Source organism: Polaribacter sp. Asnod6-C07 (assembly GCF_045063625.1).
GTDB classification, from domain to species: Bacteria; Bacteroidota; Bacteroidia; order Flavobacteriales; family Flavobacteriaceae; genus Polaribacter; species Polaribacter vadi_A.
This window is the reverse complement of record NZ_JBEFOF010000005.1, coordinates 780,325-795,572: the sequence shown is the minus strand read 5'-3', so window position 1 is coordinate 795,572 and position 15,248 is coordinate 780,325. Positions and strand designations below refer to the sequence as shown.

The following is a 15,248-nucleotide window of genomic DNA, read 5'->3' as shown; positions in this document are numbered from 1 at the left end:
AATTACTTTTTCTTTTTGCACAAAGGATCTGCCCCAATTGTACCTTTTAAACTCTCTAAATAAAACTTAGATTTAGATTGTTTATGTAGCTCTTGTACTTTTTCTAATCGTTTATGAATACTCATTTCTGCTACTAAATCTTTATTACCTAAATTAGATATAAAAGCCTCTAAATAGTCGATTTGATTTTTGTAAAAAACAATATCTTTTTCTTGTTTTAATTTTAATCGTTCTTTATACCAATCACTATTAATTACATAATCTCTATCAAAATATTTACGTAATTCAGGGTCGCTGATTTCTTTACCTTCATAATTGCCATAAGCCATTATGTGTAGTAAAATTTGTAAAGGAGGTATTGCATCTACAACACTACCATCTTCAAAATAATTTAAAGCTACTTTTTGTTGAGCTTCACAAATATTCTTAATACCATCTACATAATCTTCTAAACCTTGTAACTCTGGTTTTAACATTCGCTCACTAAAAACAGCAGTTGGTTCATCAAAAATACGGTTTAAGCATCTGTAAGAGAATTTTTTAGTAATTCTATAACCTAATCTACTTGCTAAAATTTGTTCTCCTTCATATTCAAAATCTTCTAATTTTTCTAAAGATCCGTTTGCAATTAGGTTATTTGGGCTTCTATCAACGGGTTCTAATCTTGCCCAAATTTCAGGAATTAATAAGCTTATATCATGGTCTATTTTATTTTCTGCACCTACATAACCAGCAGCAGTACTAAAACCATTAGATTCTGTTAAAATATGCGATAATAAAGCGTTGTTTAAATCTGTTGTTGGTGTTAGCATATTAAAAGGTGCTTTTGTTAAAGCCCCTTCAGAACCTGCACCTGTAGTAGAAGGCGATTTACCTGTTAAACTACAAATAAAGTCCATAAATAATTCAGGTGTTTCTTGGTAATGAATTGGGTTGTAAACCGCTAATGGTCTAATACCATTTGCTTTGTCTACTGGGTTATTTCTTCTACCAGGTAAAACAGCATTTACAACGTGATTTAAAGGCTCATTTTTTTCTATTTTTCTTACTAATCGAATACCAATATCTGCTAAATAACTCGCTTCTGTTTCTTCTATAAATTTATTAGGCTCTAAATAACGAGGGTTTTTGGTAGGTTCTCCATTAACTAATCTAGTATGAGAAGGAACAGCAAAATATTCTTCTTCTTTATCGCTTTTAGCAATACTTTCTATAAAATCTTGTACAGGTTTTGTGTATTTATCAAAGTTGATGGTATCTTCATACAACACAATAGCATCTGCTTTTTTTAATAATTCGTAATTGGTTAAAAAACGACCTTCTGTTACCAAATCTAACTCAGCACCTTTATCATAACCTCTAACAACAGCCTCATCTGGTCTTTGAAATAAATGAGCCTCACAATTAGCCACTATTTTTAAACTTTTGTTTGTAAACTCAGGATTTAGATTTTTTAAAGATTCTCTAGGTAAAGTAATAGAAGCAGTAATATCATCTTCTGTTTGAATTTTTTCGCAAGGAGAAAAATCTGAACGTAATTTATTTAACATCCAATTTCCTTGTTCATTAAAACCAATTCTAACATAACTACCCACAACAGGTGTGTTATTGTGTAATAAACCAGTACCTTTTTTTCCGTTGATAATCTCTACAGACATATATTCTTTCCAGTTTAAATATCCATGAGCTTGTCTGTACAATCTTTTTACAAAAAGCACTAAAGAACGAATATGAACAGGAATGTTTTTTAAGAATTCATTAAACTCATCTGAGTTATGTTCTGAAGGTATTAATAATTTCACAGCAGAACTTAAACTTCTTTTTTCACTTAAAAAAGATCTAGATATTGGTCTATTTGGGTCTTTAATTTTCCAACGGTTAGAATATACAAACTCAATAATTTCATCTGCTTTTTTAAAATCTTCTTCTATATCTATAATGTTAAAATTACTATATGTAATTGCATTTTGCATCGATTTAGAAATTTCAGATTTTCCACCACCAGAAACTGTACATGGTTTATGGCAAAATACACCTTCTGCAAACGTATCTATAATTCTCCAAGAATTTACAGCTTTATGTTTTTCTAGTTTAAATTTGTTTCCTGTTGGGTGTACATAAGTTTTGTAAGGAGAAAGCGTTAGTTTTTGCTTTCTGCTATTATGCATCCAAGTTATATTGTTTTTGTTGATGTTTACATAAGCAAACTCAGGAATATAGATAATGTTTGGGTATTTTTTATCGATTGCATAATTCTCTGGTTGTACATCAATTGTATCTCCTAAAAGTCGTTTTACATCCTCAAAAGTATGTTCAAAATTATGAAACTCAGAATAGTCTCTACCATCTAAAGTATCACCCATAACTCTTCTTGCAAAAGCAATTGCACCACCTGCATGTTCTTCTTCTAATAAACCATATAAATTGGCAGAATAACTAATTTGTGTTTTTATTTCTTTTTTAGAATACCCATAATAATTATCGGCAATTAAAGTAACAACAACTCCTCTTTCATCTCTACATGTTATTTTAAAGGCACCACCTTCATTATAAAGTTCGTTTTCATCTTTCCAACACATACCATCTTTTTTCTGACGTTCTGTGGCATCATCAAAATGAGGTAAACCAACTTCTTTCTTTTTAAGTTTTAATAATTGTGGAGCTAAAACAATACAACCTGTATGTCCTGTCCAATGTTCTGTGTCTAAAGCAGCATCATTTTGAGCTAAATTAGGATCGCCAGCATTACCAAAAATAGATTCAACAAAATCTAAATTACTTACTAAATTACCAGGCACAAAAAAGCGAACTTCTAAAGATTTTTCTGGAATTACACCTTTAACCTCTGGGCATACAATTGGTCTTAATAACATAGAAGCCATTACCCTTGCTTTATTGTCTTGATCTGCAGTAAATGGTAATATTTTTAAATCGTCAGAAGGATTAAAGGCAGCATTTAAAAAGTGGGCAAATACAATTTTTGGTACTTCAAATTTATCTAATGGCACAGGTAAATCTCCTTCTACAATATGAAAAGTACCTTTTGTAGTTCTTTTATCATGTAAAGGATTATTTAAAATACCTTGTTTTATTCTGCTTGATGTTACTAAATCGCTTTTAAAAGAATCTCCATCTACAGGTAAACTAACCTCTCTTGCTTGTCCTTTTTTAGATAAAATTAAAGTGTTATTAGGTACAATAATTGGTTTATCTATTTTAATTTCTTTTAAATAATCATCTATAAAACTTTGAATCCTAGTATCTACAGGAGAATGATGATTTGATAATAATCTCGATTTTTCTTGTAAACTTTTTACTAGGCCACTAGTTAATTCTTCAAATTTTGGATCTATAAATTCCCCTTTTTTGTCTTTAAAAGTAGGCTGACCTAATGAAGCTAACTGTAAGTTAATAAACTGCACAACGTCTTTTCTAGTTTCTTGCATGGTGTTTCACTTTAAATGATTAGAATAATTTCTTTAGCAAAACTAGCCTATCATTTACGTAAAAAAGCTGTCAAATGTCATATAACCAAAAAATTAGCGAATACGTTGTAGAAAATTTAAAATAAATTTAGATAATTATTGCAAGTTTAATTTTTGAATTGCAATAGGTAATAACCTTTCTATGAATAGAGAATATGCTTCTTCAGAAGGATGTAAACCATCATTGGCAACATAACTTGTGTTAGTTAAACCTTCTTGAGTTATATCTGTAATATTTAGAAAAGTAATGTTTTTATTTTCGCAATAAGTTTTTGCAAAATCGTTGTATTTTTTTATTTCTTCGGATATTGTTGTGTTGGCATTTCCAAAAGGAGTGAAAGCGTAATCTGGTATAGATAAGACTACTAATTTTTCTTTATTACCACCAACAGCAGTTGTTGCTATTTGAATTAAATCTGGAAATTCTTTCTCATAAACAGAAAATGGAATGTTTTGATATTGATTGTTTACACCAATTAATAAAGTTGCAAAATTATAATTATCATCTAAATCTTGATTATTAATTGCATTAATAAGGTTACTCGTTGTCCAACCAGTAGTAGCAATTACGTTTAATTCTATTTCTAATAGATTATTTCTCTTTTTTAGAGAATCTACTAATTGAGATGGGAATTTACAGTTTTCACAAACACTTTGGCCAATGGTATAACTATCACCTAAAGATAAAATTTTTAGAACATCAGCATTTGTATCTTCAAAAACTTCTTCATCAATAATTTCAATATCATTGTTGTTTGCACAACAGATAATCAAAAATAAAATTATAGTAAAATATGATTTTTTAAAGATTTTATTTAAATGCATTTAAACCTGTTATATCTAAACCTGTTATTAATAAATGAATATCATGTGTACCTTCGTAAGTAATTACACTTTCTAAATTCATTGAATGTCGCATAATAGAGTATTCACCAGAAATACCCATTCCACCTAACATTTGTCTTGCTTCTCTTGCAATATTTATAGCCATTTCTACATTATTTCGTTTTGCCATAGAAATTTGAGCAGATGATGCTTTGCCTTCGTTTCTAAGAACACCTAACCTCCAAACTAATAACTGTGCTTTGGTAATTTCAGTAATCATTTCTGCCAACTTTTTTTGTTGTAATTGAAACTGACCAATAGGTTTGCCAAATTGTAAACGTTCTTTACAGTAACGTAAAGCAGTGTCATAACAATCCATAGCAGCACCAATTGCGCCCCAAGCAATACCAAATCTTGCAGAATCTAAACAACCTAAAGGTGCACCTAAGCCAGATTTGTTAGGTAATAAATTTTCTTTAGGCACTTTTACATCATCAAAAATTAATTCACCTGTAGATGAAGCACGCAAAGACCATTTGTTGTGAGTTTCTGGAGTAGAAAAACCTTCCATACCACGTTCTACAATTAAACCATGAATTCTACCTTCTTCGTTTTTTGCCCAAACCACAGCAATTTGAGCAAAAGGCGCATTAGAAATCCACATTTTTGCTCCATTTAAAAGATAATGATCTCCCATATCTTTAAATTTAGTTTCCATTCCTGCAGGGTTTGATCCGTGGTTAGGTTCTGTTAATCCAAAACAGCCCATCCATTCTCCAGAAGCCAATTTTGGTAAATATTTTTTTCGCTGTTCTTCTGATCCGTATTTATAAATAGGATACATTACTAAAGAAGATTGTACAGAAGCTGTAGATCGAACTCCAGAATCTCCACGTTCTATTTCTTGCATAATTAAGCCATAAGAAATTTGGTCTAAGCCAGCTCCACCATATTCTTCTGGTATATAAGGTCCAAAAGCACCAATTTCTGCTAAACCATTTATAATTTGAGTTGGGAATTCTGCTTTTTGGGCATATTCTTCAATAATTGGAGATACATCACGTTTTACCCAGCTTCTAGCAGTTTCTCTAACCAATTTGTGTTCATCAGTTAATAAATCATCTAAATTATAATAATCTGGAGCTTGGAATAAATCTGGTTTCATCTTTATTGTTTGATATTAGAAAATTGCAAAACGTATAAATTTTAACAAAAATATTGATAATTGTTTAATTTTATTGATAAATGTTCAGAAAATAATTGTTAATTTACTTTTATAAAAATACTGAATTTTTGATTTTCTTTGTAGTAAAGGCATAAAAAGTTATCCTTTTCAATTAAGTTTGTAGTAATGAAGTTTACTCTAGGAAAACAAGAAAGACTAAAAAGTAGAAAGTTAATAGAAAAGCTATATAAAGAAGGTAATTCTGTAAAAGCATTTCCATTAAGAATGGTTTATCTTCAAACAGTACATACGTCAGATTTTCCTGCACAAGTTGGAGTTTCGGTTGCAAAAAGAAACTTTAAAAGAGCACCTCACAGAAATCGATTAAAAAGATTAATGAGAGAAACGTATCGTTTACAAAAAGAAATTATTTACAATAATTTAGAAGAACCCTACGTTTTTATGATTTCGTATATTGGTAAAGAAGAAAAACCTTATGAAGAACTTTTTTCTAAAATGAATAAATTATTAAATTTATTTATAGAAAAAACGAAAAATAAAGCAAATGAAAAACTTTAAAATTAAAAGATATACAATACTAATTCTATTAGTAGCAACGGTTTTTTTATCATTTTCATTTAAATCTAATTTTTTTGAAGTAGCTAAACAGATAGAAATTTACAATTCTTTGTTTAAAGAATTAAACATGTATTATGTTGATGAAATTAATCCTGCAGATTTAACAGATAAAGTTATTAAAAATACACTACAAGATTTAGATCCTTACACCAATTTTTATAATGAGCAAGATGTAGAAGATGCTAGAATAAGAAGAGAAGGTGAGTATGCAGGTATAGGAGTTTCTGTTTACTATACTAAAAAAGGGATTCAGTTAAAAGAAATTTATAAAGGTTTTTCTGCTGATAAAGCATCTTTAAAAGTTGGAGATATGATTGTTTCTGTAAATGGAGAATCTTTATTAAATATGGAAATAGATCAACTCTCTATGTTTTTAAAAGGAACTCCAAACACTCAATTATCTTTAGAAATTAATCGTCAAGGAAAAATTATTAAAAAGGAATTAAAAAGAGAAAAAGTAGAAATTAATCCTGTTCCTTTTTTTAATATGATTGATGACGAAACAGGGTATATTACCTTAACACGTTTTAATAACAAAGCTTCATCCGAAGTAAAAAAAGCATTTATAGATTTAAAAAAACAAGGAATGAAAAAGTTAGTTTTTGATCTTAGATCAAATCCTGGAGGTTCATTACTAGAGGCTATAAATATTTCAAACTTTTTTATTGAAAAAGGTAAAACCATTGTAACTACCAAAGCAAAAACCAAAAAACTGAGTCAGACTTATAAAGGCACAAATGAACCATTAGATTTAGAAATACCAATTGTGGTTTTAGTAAATGGTAGTTCTGCATCAGCATCAGAAATTGTTAGTGGTTCTTTGCAAGATTATGATAGAGCTGTAATAATGGGGCAACGTTCTTTTGGTAAAGGTTTAGTTCAGCGTCAAAAAGAATTGACATATGGTACACAATTAAAGGTTACAATATCAAAATATTACACACCAAGTGGTAGGTGCATTCAAGAATTAGATTATACAAATAGAGATAATAAAACTGGTAAGGTTCCAAAATTTTCTGATTCAGGAATTAACGAATTTAAAACTCAGAATGGGCGTACAGTTTTTGATGGAGGAGGAGTAATGCCTGATGTAGAAATTAAAGAAACTAAAAGAACAAAAGCAACAGAAAGTTTATTAAATTCTAAGGCCATTTTTAACTTTGCTACCGATTATTTTTATAAAAATACAAGCATTGCAGATGCTGAAAATTACGAATTTAAGAATGCAGATTTTAAATTATTTTCAGAGTATTTAAAAAAGGATACAACTTTTGTTATTGAGCAAGAAAGGTTGTTCAAAAAGGCGTTTTTATCATCTGAAAAAAATAATATTTCTAAAGAATACAATAAAATTAAAAACATTCTTTTAGAAGATAAAATTAATGAAGTTTCTAAAAATCAAGACATTGTAAGTTCGTTGGTAGAGAAAGAGATTTTAAAAAGATATTATTATAAAGAAGGTGTTTATAAACATAGTTTAAAGCAAGATATTGTTATATCTGAAGCTATAAGCTTACTAAAAAATCAAGATAAATTTAATCAAATTTTATCTATTAATTAATTATATATTTGCTCCACAAATAAAATGCTAGATACAAAAAACATAGAAAGAACCAGGGCTCAAGAATCTACAAATGCAATAGAAAAACTTTACATTTCTATGCGTCATTTGTTTAGTAGAGGATTTTATAAACCAATGGGAGTGTCAGGAGAAACTTTACGTAAATCTTTACTTTTATTAAGACCAGAGATTTATGGTTCTATTGCAGAAGAAAAAATAGAGTTAGATGGTTTAGTTTATGTGATAGAAAGATTGCCTGAAGGTATAGAACAATGCCAGTTTATAAATTTAACTGCAGATGAAGGCTATAAAAATTCTCATTTTGAGGCTATTATACCCCCAAAAAGGAGAAGAAACTGTTATAGAATAGACAAAGATCAAATGAATATTGAGATTACCAGAGGTAGATCTGAAATATACGATATTCTTACGCATCTTACTTTTTTGTTTATAGAATCTCATAAAATTCAAGAACGTGTTTCTTTAGACGAAGGCGAAAATTTTACAAGAGAGTGGCTTCATTTAGAAGATGTTGTTTTACATCAAAAGAAAATATCAGAAAAAGAAAAAGAAGTTTTAATAGTTCATTTAGGTAATATTTTAGGAAGAACTTTTGATGAGGTTTCTGAAATATTTAAAGTTTTTTCTACAGAAAAAAGACCATATAAATTTTTTGATATTATTTATTGGTTGGGTAAACTCGCTATTAAAGAAGTTTACGAAGGAGAAAAACGAACTGTAACTTTTAGCTCACTTTTAATAGAAGAAATAGGGCATCACATTTATGGTGAAATTTGGGCAAATGATATAAAACACATTTTAAAAGAATACAATCTTCTTAAAAGACCAATACACATTATTAGTGCTAATATGCACAGTGTTTTAAATTCGATTTATGCAAAAGGGGCATTGCCAGATGAAGCAGCAACCCATAAAGGATTTGAGCTTTTTCAGTTATTGAGTAATGCAGATAGTAAGCCTTTGCAGAAAAGAGTAAAAGATTATGCATCAGAAAATGGACTGATTTACGTAAAAGACACCTCTGGTACAAATATAAATGTACAAATAATTGATACTAATAAAATAAACTTTGATGTTTCTTCGTTTCAAAGAGAAAACTCTTTGGATAAAAACCCGGTAATTATTGTTATGGATTACGCTTTTGGAGAGCAAGCCTATGAAACTATGGATGAGTTACTGAAGCCATATAACTCTGATAAAGAGAAGATTCATTTAGATGTAGAGTCTGTTTCAATTATGGGTAAAGCAGGTATTTTAGAAGGAGGTAAAGGAGATGTTATGATACCTTCTGCTCATATTTTTGAAGGTACAGCAGATAATTATCCGTTTAAAAATGAGTTAACCAAAGAAGATTTAAAAGACTTTGGAGTACAAGTTTTTGATGGTACAATGATTTCTGTTCTAGGAACATCACTCCAAAATAAAGATCTTTTAAAGTTTTTCCATGATTCTACATGGAATGTAATTGGTTTAGAAATGGAAGGTGCACATTACCAAAAAGCCATACAATCTGCATCAAAAATTAGAGGTAATATTTCAGAAGATGTAAAAGTTAGGTATGCATATTATGCATCAGATAATCCATTAGAAACTGGAGCTACCTTAGCTTCTGGAGGTTTAGGTATGACAGGTGTTACACCAACTTATGCAATTACGCAAAAAATATTAGAACAAATTTTTTAATATAAAATAGACAGATTTTACAACCAAACTAAAAAAAATGTCAACAAATACACAAAAAAATAAAAACGAAGAAGAAATAGATTTAGGTTCTTTATTTGTAATTATAGGTAAAGGTTTTTCTCGACTTTTCAACTTTATTGGTAATATTCTTAAAGGGATATTTCACATATTCATATCAATTTTAATTTTTCTTAAAGACAATTTCATAAAAATTGGAATTGCTGGGATAATTGGTATAATAGCAGGTGTGTTTTTAGAAGTAAAAAGTGAAAAAAAATATGGTTCTGAATTATTGGTAGAACCTAACTTTAATAGTGCTTTACAGCTATATAATAATGTTAATTTTTATAATGATTTAGTAAAACAGAAAGACACTATAACTTTAGGTAAAGTTTTCGATTTAAATATGGAAGATGCCTCTTCCTTAAAGAAATTTTCTATAGAACCTTTAATAGTAGATACAGATAAAATTAATGCATATAACGATTTAATTTTATCAGTAGATACGTTAACTATTAAGAGTTATGAGTACGAAGACTTTAAAAATTCGTTTACAGATTACAATTATAAAGTACATAAAATATCAGTAGTTGCTACTAAAAATAATGTTTTTAATAAGTTAGATGATGTAATTATTTCTTCAGTTGTTAACAATAAATATTTTAACAGACTAAAAGAATTACAGAACCAAGACTTAAATAGAACTGACTCTTTATATCGACTTAATTTAGTGCAAATAGATTCTTTAAGAAGAGTTTATATGGATGTAATGATCCAAGAAGCAAAAAAACAAACTACTGGTACAAACATAGATTTAGGAGGGCAAAAGAAAAGTTCTAAAGAATTAGAGTTATTTGACACTAGTAGGAAAATAAATTCAGATTTAAGAAATATAGCAAAAGATAAATCTAATAAATATGAAGTAATAAATGTTATTTCTAATTTTCAGCCAGTGGGTTATGAAATAAAAGGAGTTACTAAAAACTACGCATTTCTTTTAGGTGTTTTAGCAGCTGGTTTTATGATAGTATTTTTGCTTTTACTTAAAGTAAATAAATATTTAGAAAACTATAAAAAATAAATAATGCATACAGTTTTAATAACTGGAGGAGCAGGTTTTATTGGCTCTAATTTTATTCCATTTATTTTAGAAAAACAGAAAGATTTAAGTGTAGTTAACTTAGATTTATTAACGTATGCAGGAAATTTAGAGAATTTAAAAGAAGTTGAAGGTAATTCTAACTATACTTTTGTAAGAGGAGATATTTGTGATAGAAAATTGGTAGAAAGTTTATTTAAGCAATACCATTTTACAAGTGTTATTCATTTTGCAGCAGAATCTCATGTTGATAATTCTATAAATAATCCAGATAGTTTTATTAAAACAAATGTTTTTGGAACATTTAATTTATTAGATGTAGCTAAAAATCATTGGATGGATTCAGCTAACAATTATAAAAATGATTTTATTAACGCTAGATTTCATCATATTTCAACAGATGAAGTTTATGGTTCTTTAGGAGAAACAGGTTGTTTTACAGAAAAAACCTCTTATGCTCCAAATAGTCCATACAGTGCTTCAAAAGCATCATCAGATTTTTTAGTTCGTAGTTATTTTCATACTTATGGGTTAAATGTTGTTACAACAAATTGTTCCAATAATTATGGGCCTAAACAGCATGACGAAAAATTGATACCAACCATAATTAGAAAAGCACTTTCAGGAGAAAATATTCCTATTTATGGTGATGGTAAAAATGTTAGAGATTGGTTATATGTTATAGATCATTGTAAAGGAATAGAACTTGTTTTTAAAAATGGAAAAGCAGGAGAAACCTACAATATTGGTGGTAAAAATGAATATAATAATTTGTACATTGCTAACAAGATTTGTAGTGTTTTAGATGAAATAATTCCTAAAAATAACTCTTATAATAATCAGATTACATTTGTAAAAGATAGGTTAGGTCATGATTTCAGGTATGCAATTGATGCTACTAAAATTGAAAAAGAATTAGGCTGGCAAGCAGATGAAAATTTTGACGAAGGCATAAAGAAAACTATAAACTGGTACATTAAAAAGTATAATTAATGAAAGGGATAATTTTAGCAGGTGGTTCAGGCACAAGATTGCACCCTCTTACTTTAGCAGTAAGTAAGCAATTAATGCCAGTATATGATAAGCCTATGATTTATTATCCACTATCAACTTTAATATCAGCAGGTATTAAAGATGTTTTAATTATTTCTACACCAAAAGATTTACCTCTTTTTGAAAATTTATTAGGGGATGGAAGTAATATTGGTTGTAATTTTCAATATAAAACACAAGAAAACCCAAATGGTTTAGCAGAAGCTTTTTTAATAGGTAAAGAATTTATAGGTAATGATAAAGTTGCGCTTATTTTAGGTGATAATATTTTCTATGGAACAGGTTTATCTAAATCATTAAAAGAAAATACAAACCCAGATGGAGGAATTGTGTATGCTTATCATGTAAATGATCCAGAAAGGTATGGAGTTATTGAGTTTGATGAGCATCAGATAGCTATTTCAATAGAAGAAAAACCTTTAGCACCAAAATCGAACTTTGTTGTACCTGGTATTTATTTTTATGATAACTCAGTGATTCAAAAAGCACAAAACTTAATCCCTAGTAAAAGAGGTGAGTTAGAGATTACAGATATAAATAAAGCATATTTAAACGAAGGTAAATTATCAGTAAAAATATTAGATAGAGGTACTGCTTGGTTAGATACAGGTACTTTTAAATCTTTAATGCAAGCAAGTAATTTTGTAGAAGCAATAGAAGAAAGACAAGGTTTAAAAATAGGGTCTATAGAAGCAGCTGCTTATAGTAGTGGGTTTATAAATAAAGAACAATTAGAAGTTTTGGTTAAACCTTTATTAAAGAGTGGTTATGGTAGAAATTTGATGGAAATTTAATGAAAGTTACAGAAACAGGTTTAAAAGATTGTTATATAATAGAACCAGAAGTTTTTAAGGATAGCAGAGGTCTTTTCCTTGAAAGTTTTAATAAAAGAAAATTTAAAGAGAAAACAGGTTTAGAAATAGATTTTGTACAGGATAATCAATCTACATCAAATAGAGGAGTAATAAGAGGTTTGCATATTCAAAAAGGTGAGTTTTCACAAGCTAAATTAATAAGAGTTGTTAAAGGTAAAGTTCTAGATGTAGTTGTTGATGTTAGAGAAAAATCTAAAAGCTATGGTGAATCTTTTAGTTGTGTATTGTCAGAAGAAAATGCAAAACAATTGTTTGTGCCTAGAGGTTTTTTACATGGTTTTTCCGTTTTAGAAAATAACACTATATTTTCTTATAAATGTGATAACTATTATAATAAAGAAGCAGAAGACGGGGTTGTTTATAATGATAAAGATTTAAATATAGATTGGCAATTAAAAGAAGAAGAAATAGTTTTATCTGAAAAGGATTCTTCATTAATTGAATTTATAAATTTTATCATTTAATAATTGATTAATAAATAAAGGTTTTTACGAAATAAATTATAAGTTTTAAATTATAGAATGTTAAAAATATTAATTACAGGATCAGCTGGTTTCATAGGGTTCCATTTAGCAAAAAAATTAATTAAACAAGGTAACTATGTAATAGGGCTTGATAATATTAATGATTATTATGATGTGGATCTTAAATTTTCTAGATTAAAAGAAACTGGAATAGAGAGAGATGAGGTAGAATGGAACAAAGAAGTTAAAAGCTCATTATATGAAAATTATATTTTTGTAAAAACTAATCTTGAAGATAAAGAAAATTTAGAAAAACTTTTTATAAAACATAAATTTGACGTTGTTATTAATTTAGCAGCTCAAGCAGGTATTAGGTACAGTATTGTAAACCCAGAAGCATATCTACAAAGTAATGTTGTAGGTTTTTTTAATTTATTAGAATGCTGTAGACACTATAAAATAAAACACTTATTGTATGCAAGTAGTTCGAGTGTTTATGGAGAAAGCAAGAAAGTGCCTTTTTCTACAGAAGATAGGGTAGATTACCCTATTAGTTTTTATGCAGCTACAAAAAAAAGTAATGAATTAATGGCTCATACATATAGTCATTTGTACAATATACCAACTACAGGTTTACGTTTTTTTACAGTTTATGGGCCTTGGGGACGTCCAGATATGGCAATTTTTTTATTTGTAAAAGCTATCTTAGAAGAAAAACCGATTAAGATTTTTAATGAAGGTAAGATGAAAAGAGATTTTACTTATATTGATGATATTATAAAAGGAATAGAAATTACCTTAAAACACCCACCTGTAAAAACTGAAAACAAACCAGCATATCATATTGCAAATGTAGGAAATGGAAAACCAGAGTTTTTAACAGATTTTATTGAAGCAATTGAAACTAGTTTAAATAAGGAAGCGATTAAAAATTATTTGCCAATGCAAGCAGGTGATGTTTCTCAAACTTGGGCCGATAATGAATATTTAAATAGTTTAGGTTATAAGAGTTCAGTTTCTATAAATGAAGGGGTTAATAATTTTGTTAAATGGTACAAAAGTTATTACAAATAAAAATATTAAGAATCTATTTATTTTCTTACTAAATTTTTGCAAAAAAAATTATCAAATTAAAGAATAACGTTTGAATTTTAAAAATCTAGATTTTTTAGTAAAAGAAATATTTGTCAAAATCATCACCAAAGGTTTGGTAGTGTTTAAAACAATGTTTTTGTTGTTTTTTTTTTCCGTTTCTTCAACATTAGATAATTTTTATTTTTCAAAAACTGTTATAGGTGCTGTAGTTCTAGTAAATATTCTATTTGAAATTACTTACTCAAATAAAATTAACAAGTTTAAAAATAACATCTCATATTTAAGGAAAATACTTAAGCTGATAAATATATTCGCTTGTATTAGTGCTTCAATAGTCATAATTATAGCTATTTTTTTTTCTAGAAATAAAGAACTAATTTTTCATTTAATATTATTATGTCTATGGGGAGTATTTAATATCAATTCTAACTTATTTTTATTGATTAATAGATTTAAGAATAACAATAATGTTGTATTAATATATTACTGTTCAGTTATTGTATTGGACATAATTCTTTTAATCGCATTGCTATATTTATTTAATTCTGAGATAGATTATTTAGCAATATCATTATCAGTTTTTTTATCGGAGTTAATAGTGTTTCTGTTTTTATTTTTAAAACCTTTACTTAAATTCATAAAACATAAAACAGTAGACATAATTAATAATGAAATTCATAATGAGTCTATGATTAAAGTTTTTGTAATTCTGTCTATTGTGTTTTTTATTGATTTATCAGATATTTATTTTTTATCCTATATGGGAGAGGGTTTGATTACTTATTATACTTATGGTCTATATGCTCCTATAATGATTAGACGCTCACTTGATATTAGAACAAATTTTTTTGTTCAAATTAATAAAGTAGAAAGTATGAAAGAAATAAGATTAATTTTTCTAAAAACACTAAAAAAGCTTATCCCTTTTTTTATAATCGGTGTTATTATTTTAATAATAGGTCTTGAATTATTTAAAGATTTTATTTTCAATTACCTTAACATAAAAAAAATGATTTTTTTTAAAAACATTGTGTATTTAGGTATTTTAATAACTCCATTGTATATGGTGTGGGATTTATTTTATAGATTTTATTACCGAGAACAAAAAATAAATAAACTTATAATTATTGTAATCTTAGGACTTATTCTTAATATTGGGCTTAATTTCTTATTAGGAATAAAATTAAATTACGGAATTTATGGTATTTTAATATCAACCTTAATAGTTTTTGTATTTTACAATAGTATTAGTTACTATTATTTTTTTTTAAAAAATAAATAAA

The 15,248-nt window shown here is 27.8% G+C and carries 12 protein-coding genes; 9 read left to right on the top strand and 3 right to left on the bottom strand.

Annotation, left to right across the window (positions count from 1 at the left end; genetic code table 11):
• Positions 1-2 precede the first annotated feature (2 nt).
• The 3 genes from ACJJVK_RS03415 to ACJJVK_RS03405 form a co-directional block, all read right to left on the bottom strand.
• Positions 3-3,446, bottom strand: coding sequence for a hypothetical protein (locus ACJJVK_RS03415; RefSeq protein ID WP_405563169.1), 3,444 nt, complete (start codon positions 3,444-3,446; stop codon positions 3-5).
• A gap of 135 nt (positions 3,447-3,581) precedes the next feature.
• The gene (locus ACJJVK_RS03410; RefSeq protein ID WP_405563167.1) at positions 3,582-4,259 is read right to left on the bottom strand and encodes a GDSL-type esterase/lipase family protein; all 678 of its coding nucleotides are present in this window, start codon (positions 4,257-4,259) and stop codon (positions 3,582-3,584) included.
• A gap of 37 nt (positions 4,260-4,296) precedes the next feature.
• A complete protein-coding gene (locus ACJJVK_RS03405; protein WP_405563164.1) occupies positions 4,297-5,475 on the bottom strand; it encodes an acyl-CoA dehydrogenase family protein in 1,179 nt (392 codons plus the stop codon).
• A gap of 186 nt (positions 5,476-5,661) precedes the next feature.
• On the opposite strand from ACJJVK_RS03405, the gene rnpA reads away from it, so the two are divergent.
• The 9 genes from rnpA to ACJJVK_RS03360 all read left to right on the top strand — a co-directional run bounded on the left by rnpA (position 5,662) and on the right by ACJJVK_RS03360 (position 15,247).
• The gene (gene rnpA, locus ACJJVK_RS03400; RefSeq protein WP_215993985.1) at positions 5,662-6,054 is read left to right on the top strand and encodes a ribonuclease P protein component; all 393 of its coding nucleotides are present in this window, start codon (positions 5,662-5,664) and stop codon (positions 6,052-6,054) included.
• A complete protein-coding gene (locus ACJJVK_RS03395) occupies positions 6,041-7,675 on the top strand; it encodes a S41 family peptidase (RefSeq protein WP_405563162.1) in 1,635 nt (544 codons plus the stop codon). The genes rnpA and ACJJVK_RS03395 overlap by 14 nt, the downstream gene beginning before the upstream one ends.
• A 24-nt stretch (positions 7,676-7,699) precedes the next feature.
• Entirely contained in the window at positions 7,700-9,379 is a 1,680-nt protein-coding gene (locus ACJJVK_RS03390; RefSeq protein WP_405563159.1) for a DUF6909 family protein, read from the top strand.
• 37 nt (positions 9,380-9,416) lie between these two features.
• On the top strand, positions 9,417-10,460 hold the full coding sequence (locus tag ACJJVK_RS03385; RefSeq protein WP_405563156.1) for a hypothetical protein: 1,044 nt from the start codon (positions 9,417-9,419) through the stop codon (positions 10,458-10,460).
• Positions 10,461-10,463: 3 nt separating this feature from the next.
• Complete coding sequence (gene rfbB, locus ACJJVK_RS03380) at positions 10,464-11,471, top strand: dTDP-glucose 4,6-dehydratase (RefSeq protein ID WP_405563154.1); 1,008 nt, start codon at positions 10,464-10,466, stop codon at positions 11,469-11,471.
• Positions 11,471-12,325 carry a glucose-1-phosphate thymidylyltransferase RfbA gene (gene rfbA, locus ACJJVK_RS03375; RefSeq protein WP_405563152.1) on the top strand — a complete coding sequence of 285 codons (855 nt, stop codon included), beginning with the start codon at positions 11,471-11,473 and terminating at the stop codon, positions 12,323-12,325. The genes rfbB and rfbA overlap by 1 nt, the downstream gene beginning before the upstream one ends.
• Positions 12,325-12,870 (top strand): dTDP-4-dehydrorhamnose 3,5-epimerase, encoded by a 546-nt coding sequence (gene rfbC, locus ACJJVK_RS03370; RefSeq protein ID WP_405563150.1) that lies wholly within the window; start codon positions 12,325-12,327, stop codon positions 12,868-12,870. The genes rfbA and rfbC overlap by 1 nt, the downstream gene beginning before the upstream one ends.
• Before the next feature lie 57 nt (positions 12,871-12,927).
• Positions 12,928-13,944 carry an NAD-dependent epimerase/dehydratase family protein gene (locus tag ACJJVK_RS03365; protein WP_405563147.1) on the top strand — a complete coding sequence of 339 codons (1,017 nt, stop codon included), beginning with the start codon at positions 12,928-12,930 and terminating at the stop codon, positions 13,942-13,944.
• A gap of 70 nt (positions 13,945-14,014) precedes the next feature.
• Positions 14,015-15,247: a hypothetical protein gene (locus tag ACJJVK_RS03360; RefSeq protein WP_405563145.1), complete on the top strand. Its 1,233-nt coding sequence runs from the start codon at positions 14,015-14,017 to the stop codon at positions 15,245-15,247.
• Position 15,248: the final 1 nt, after the last annotated feature.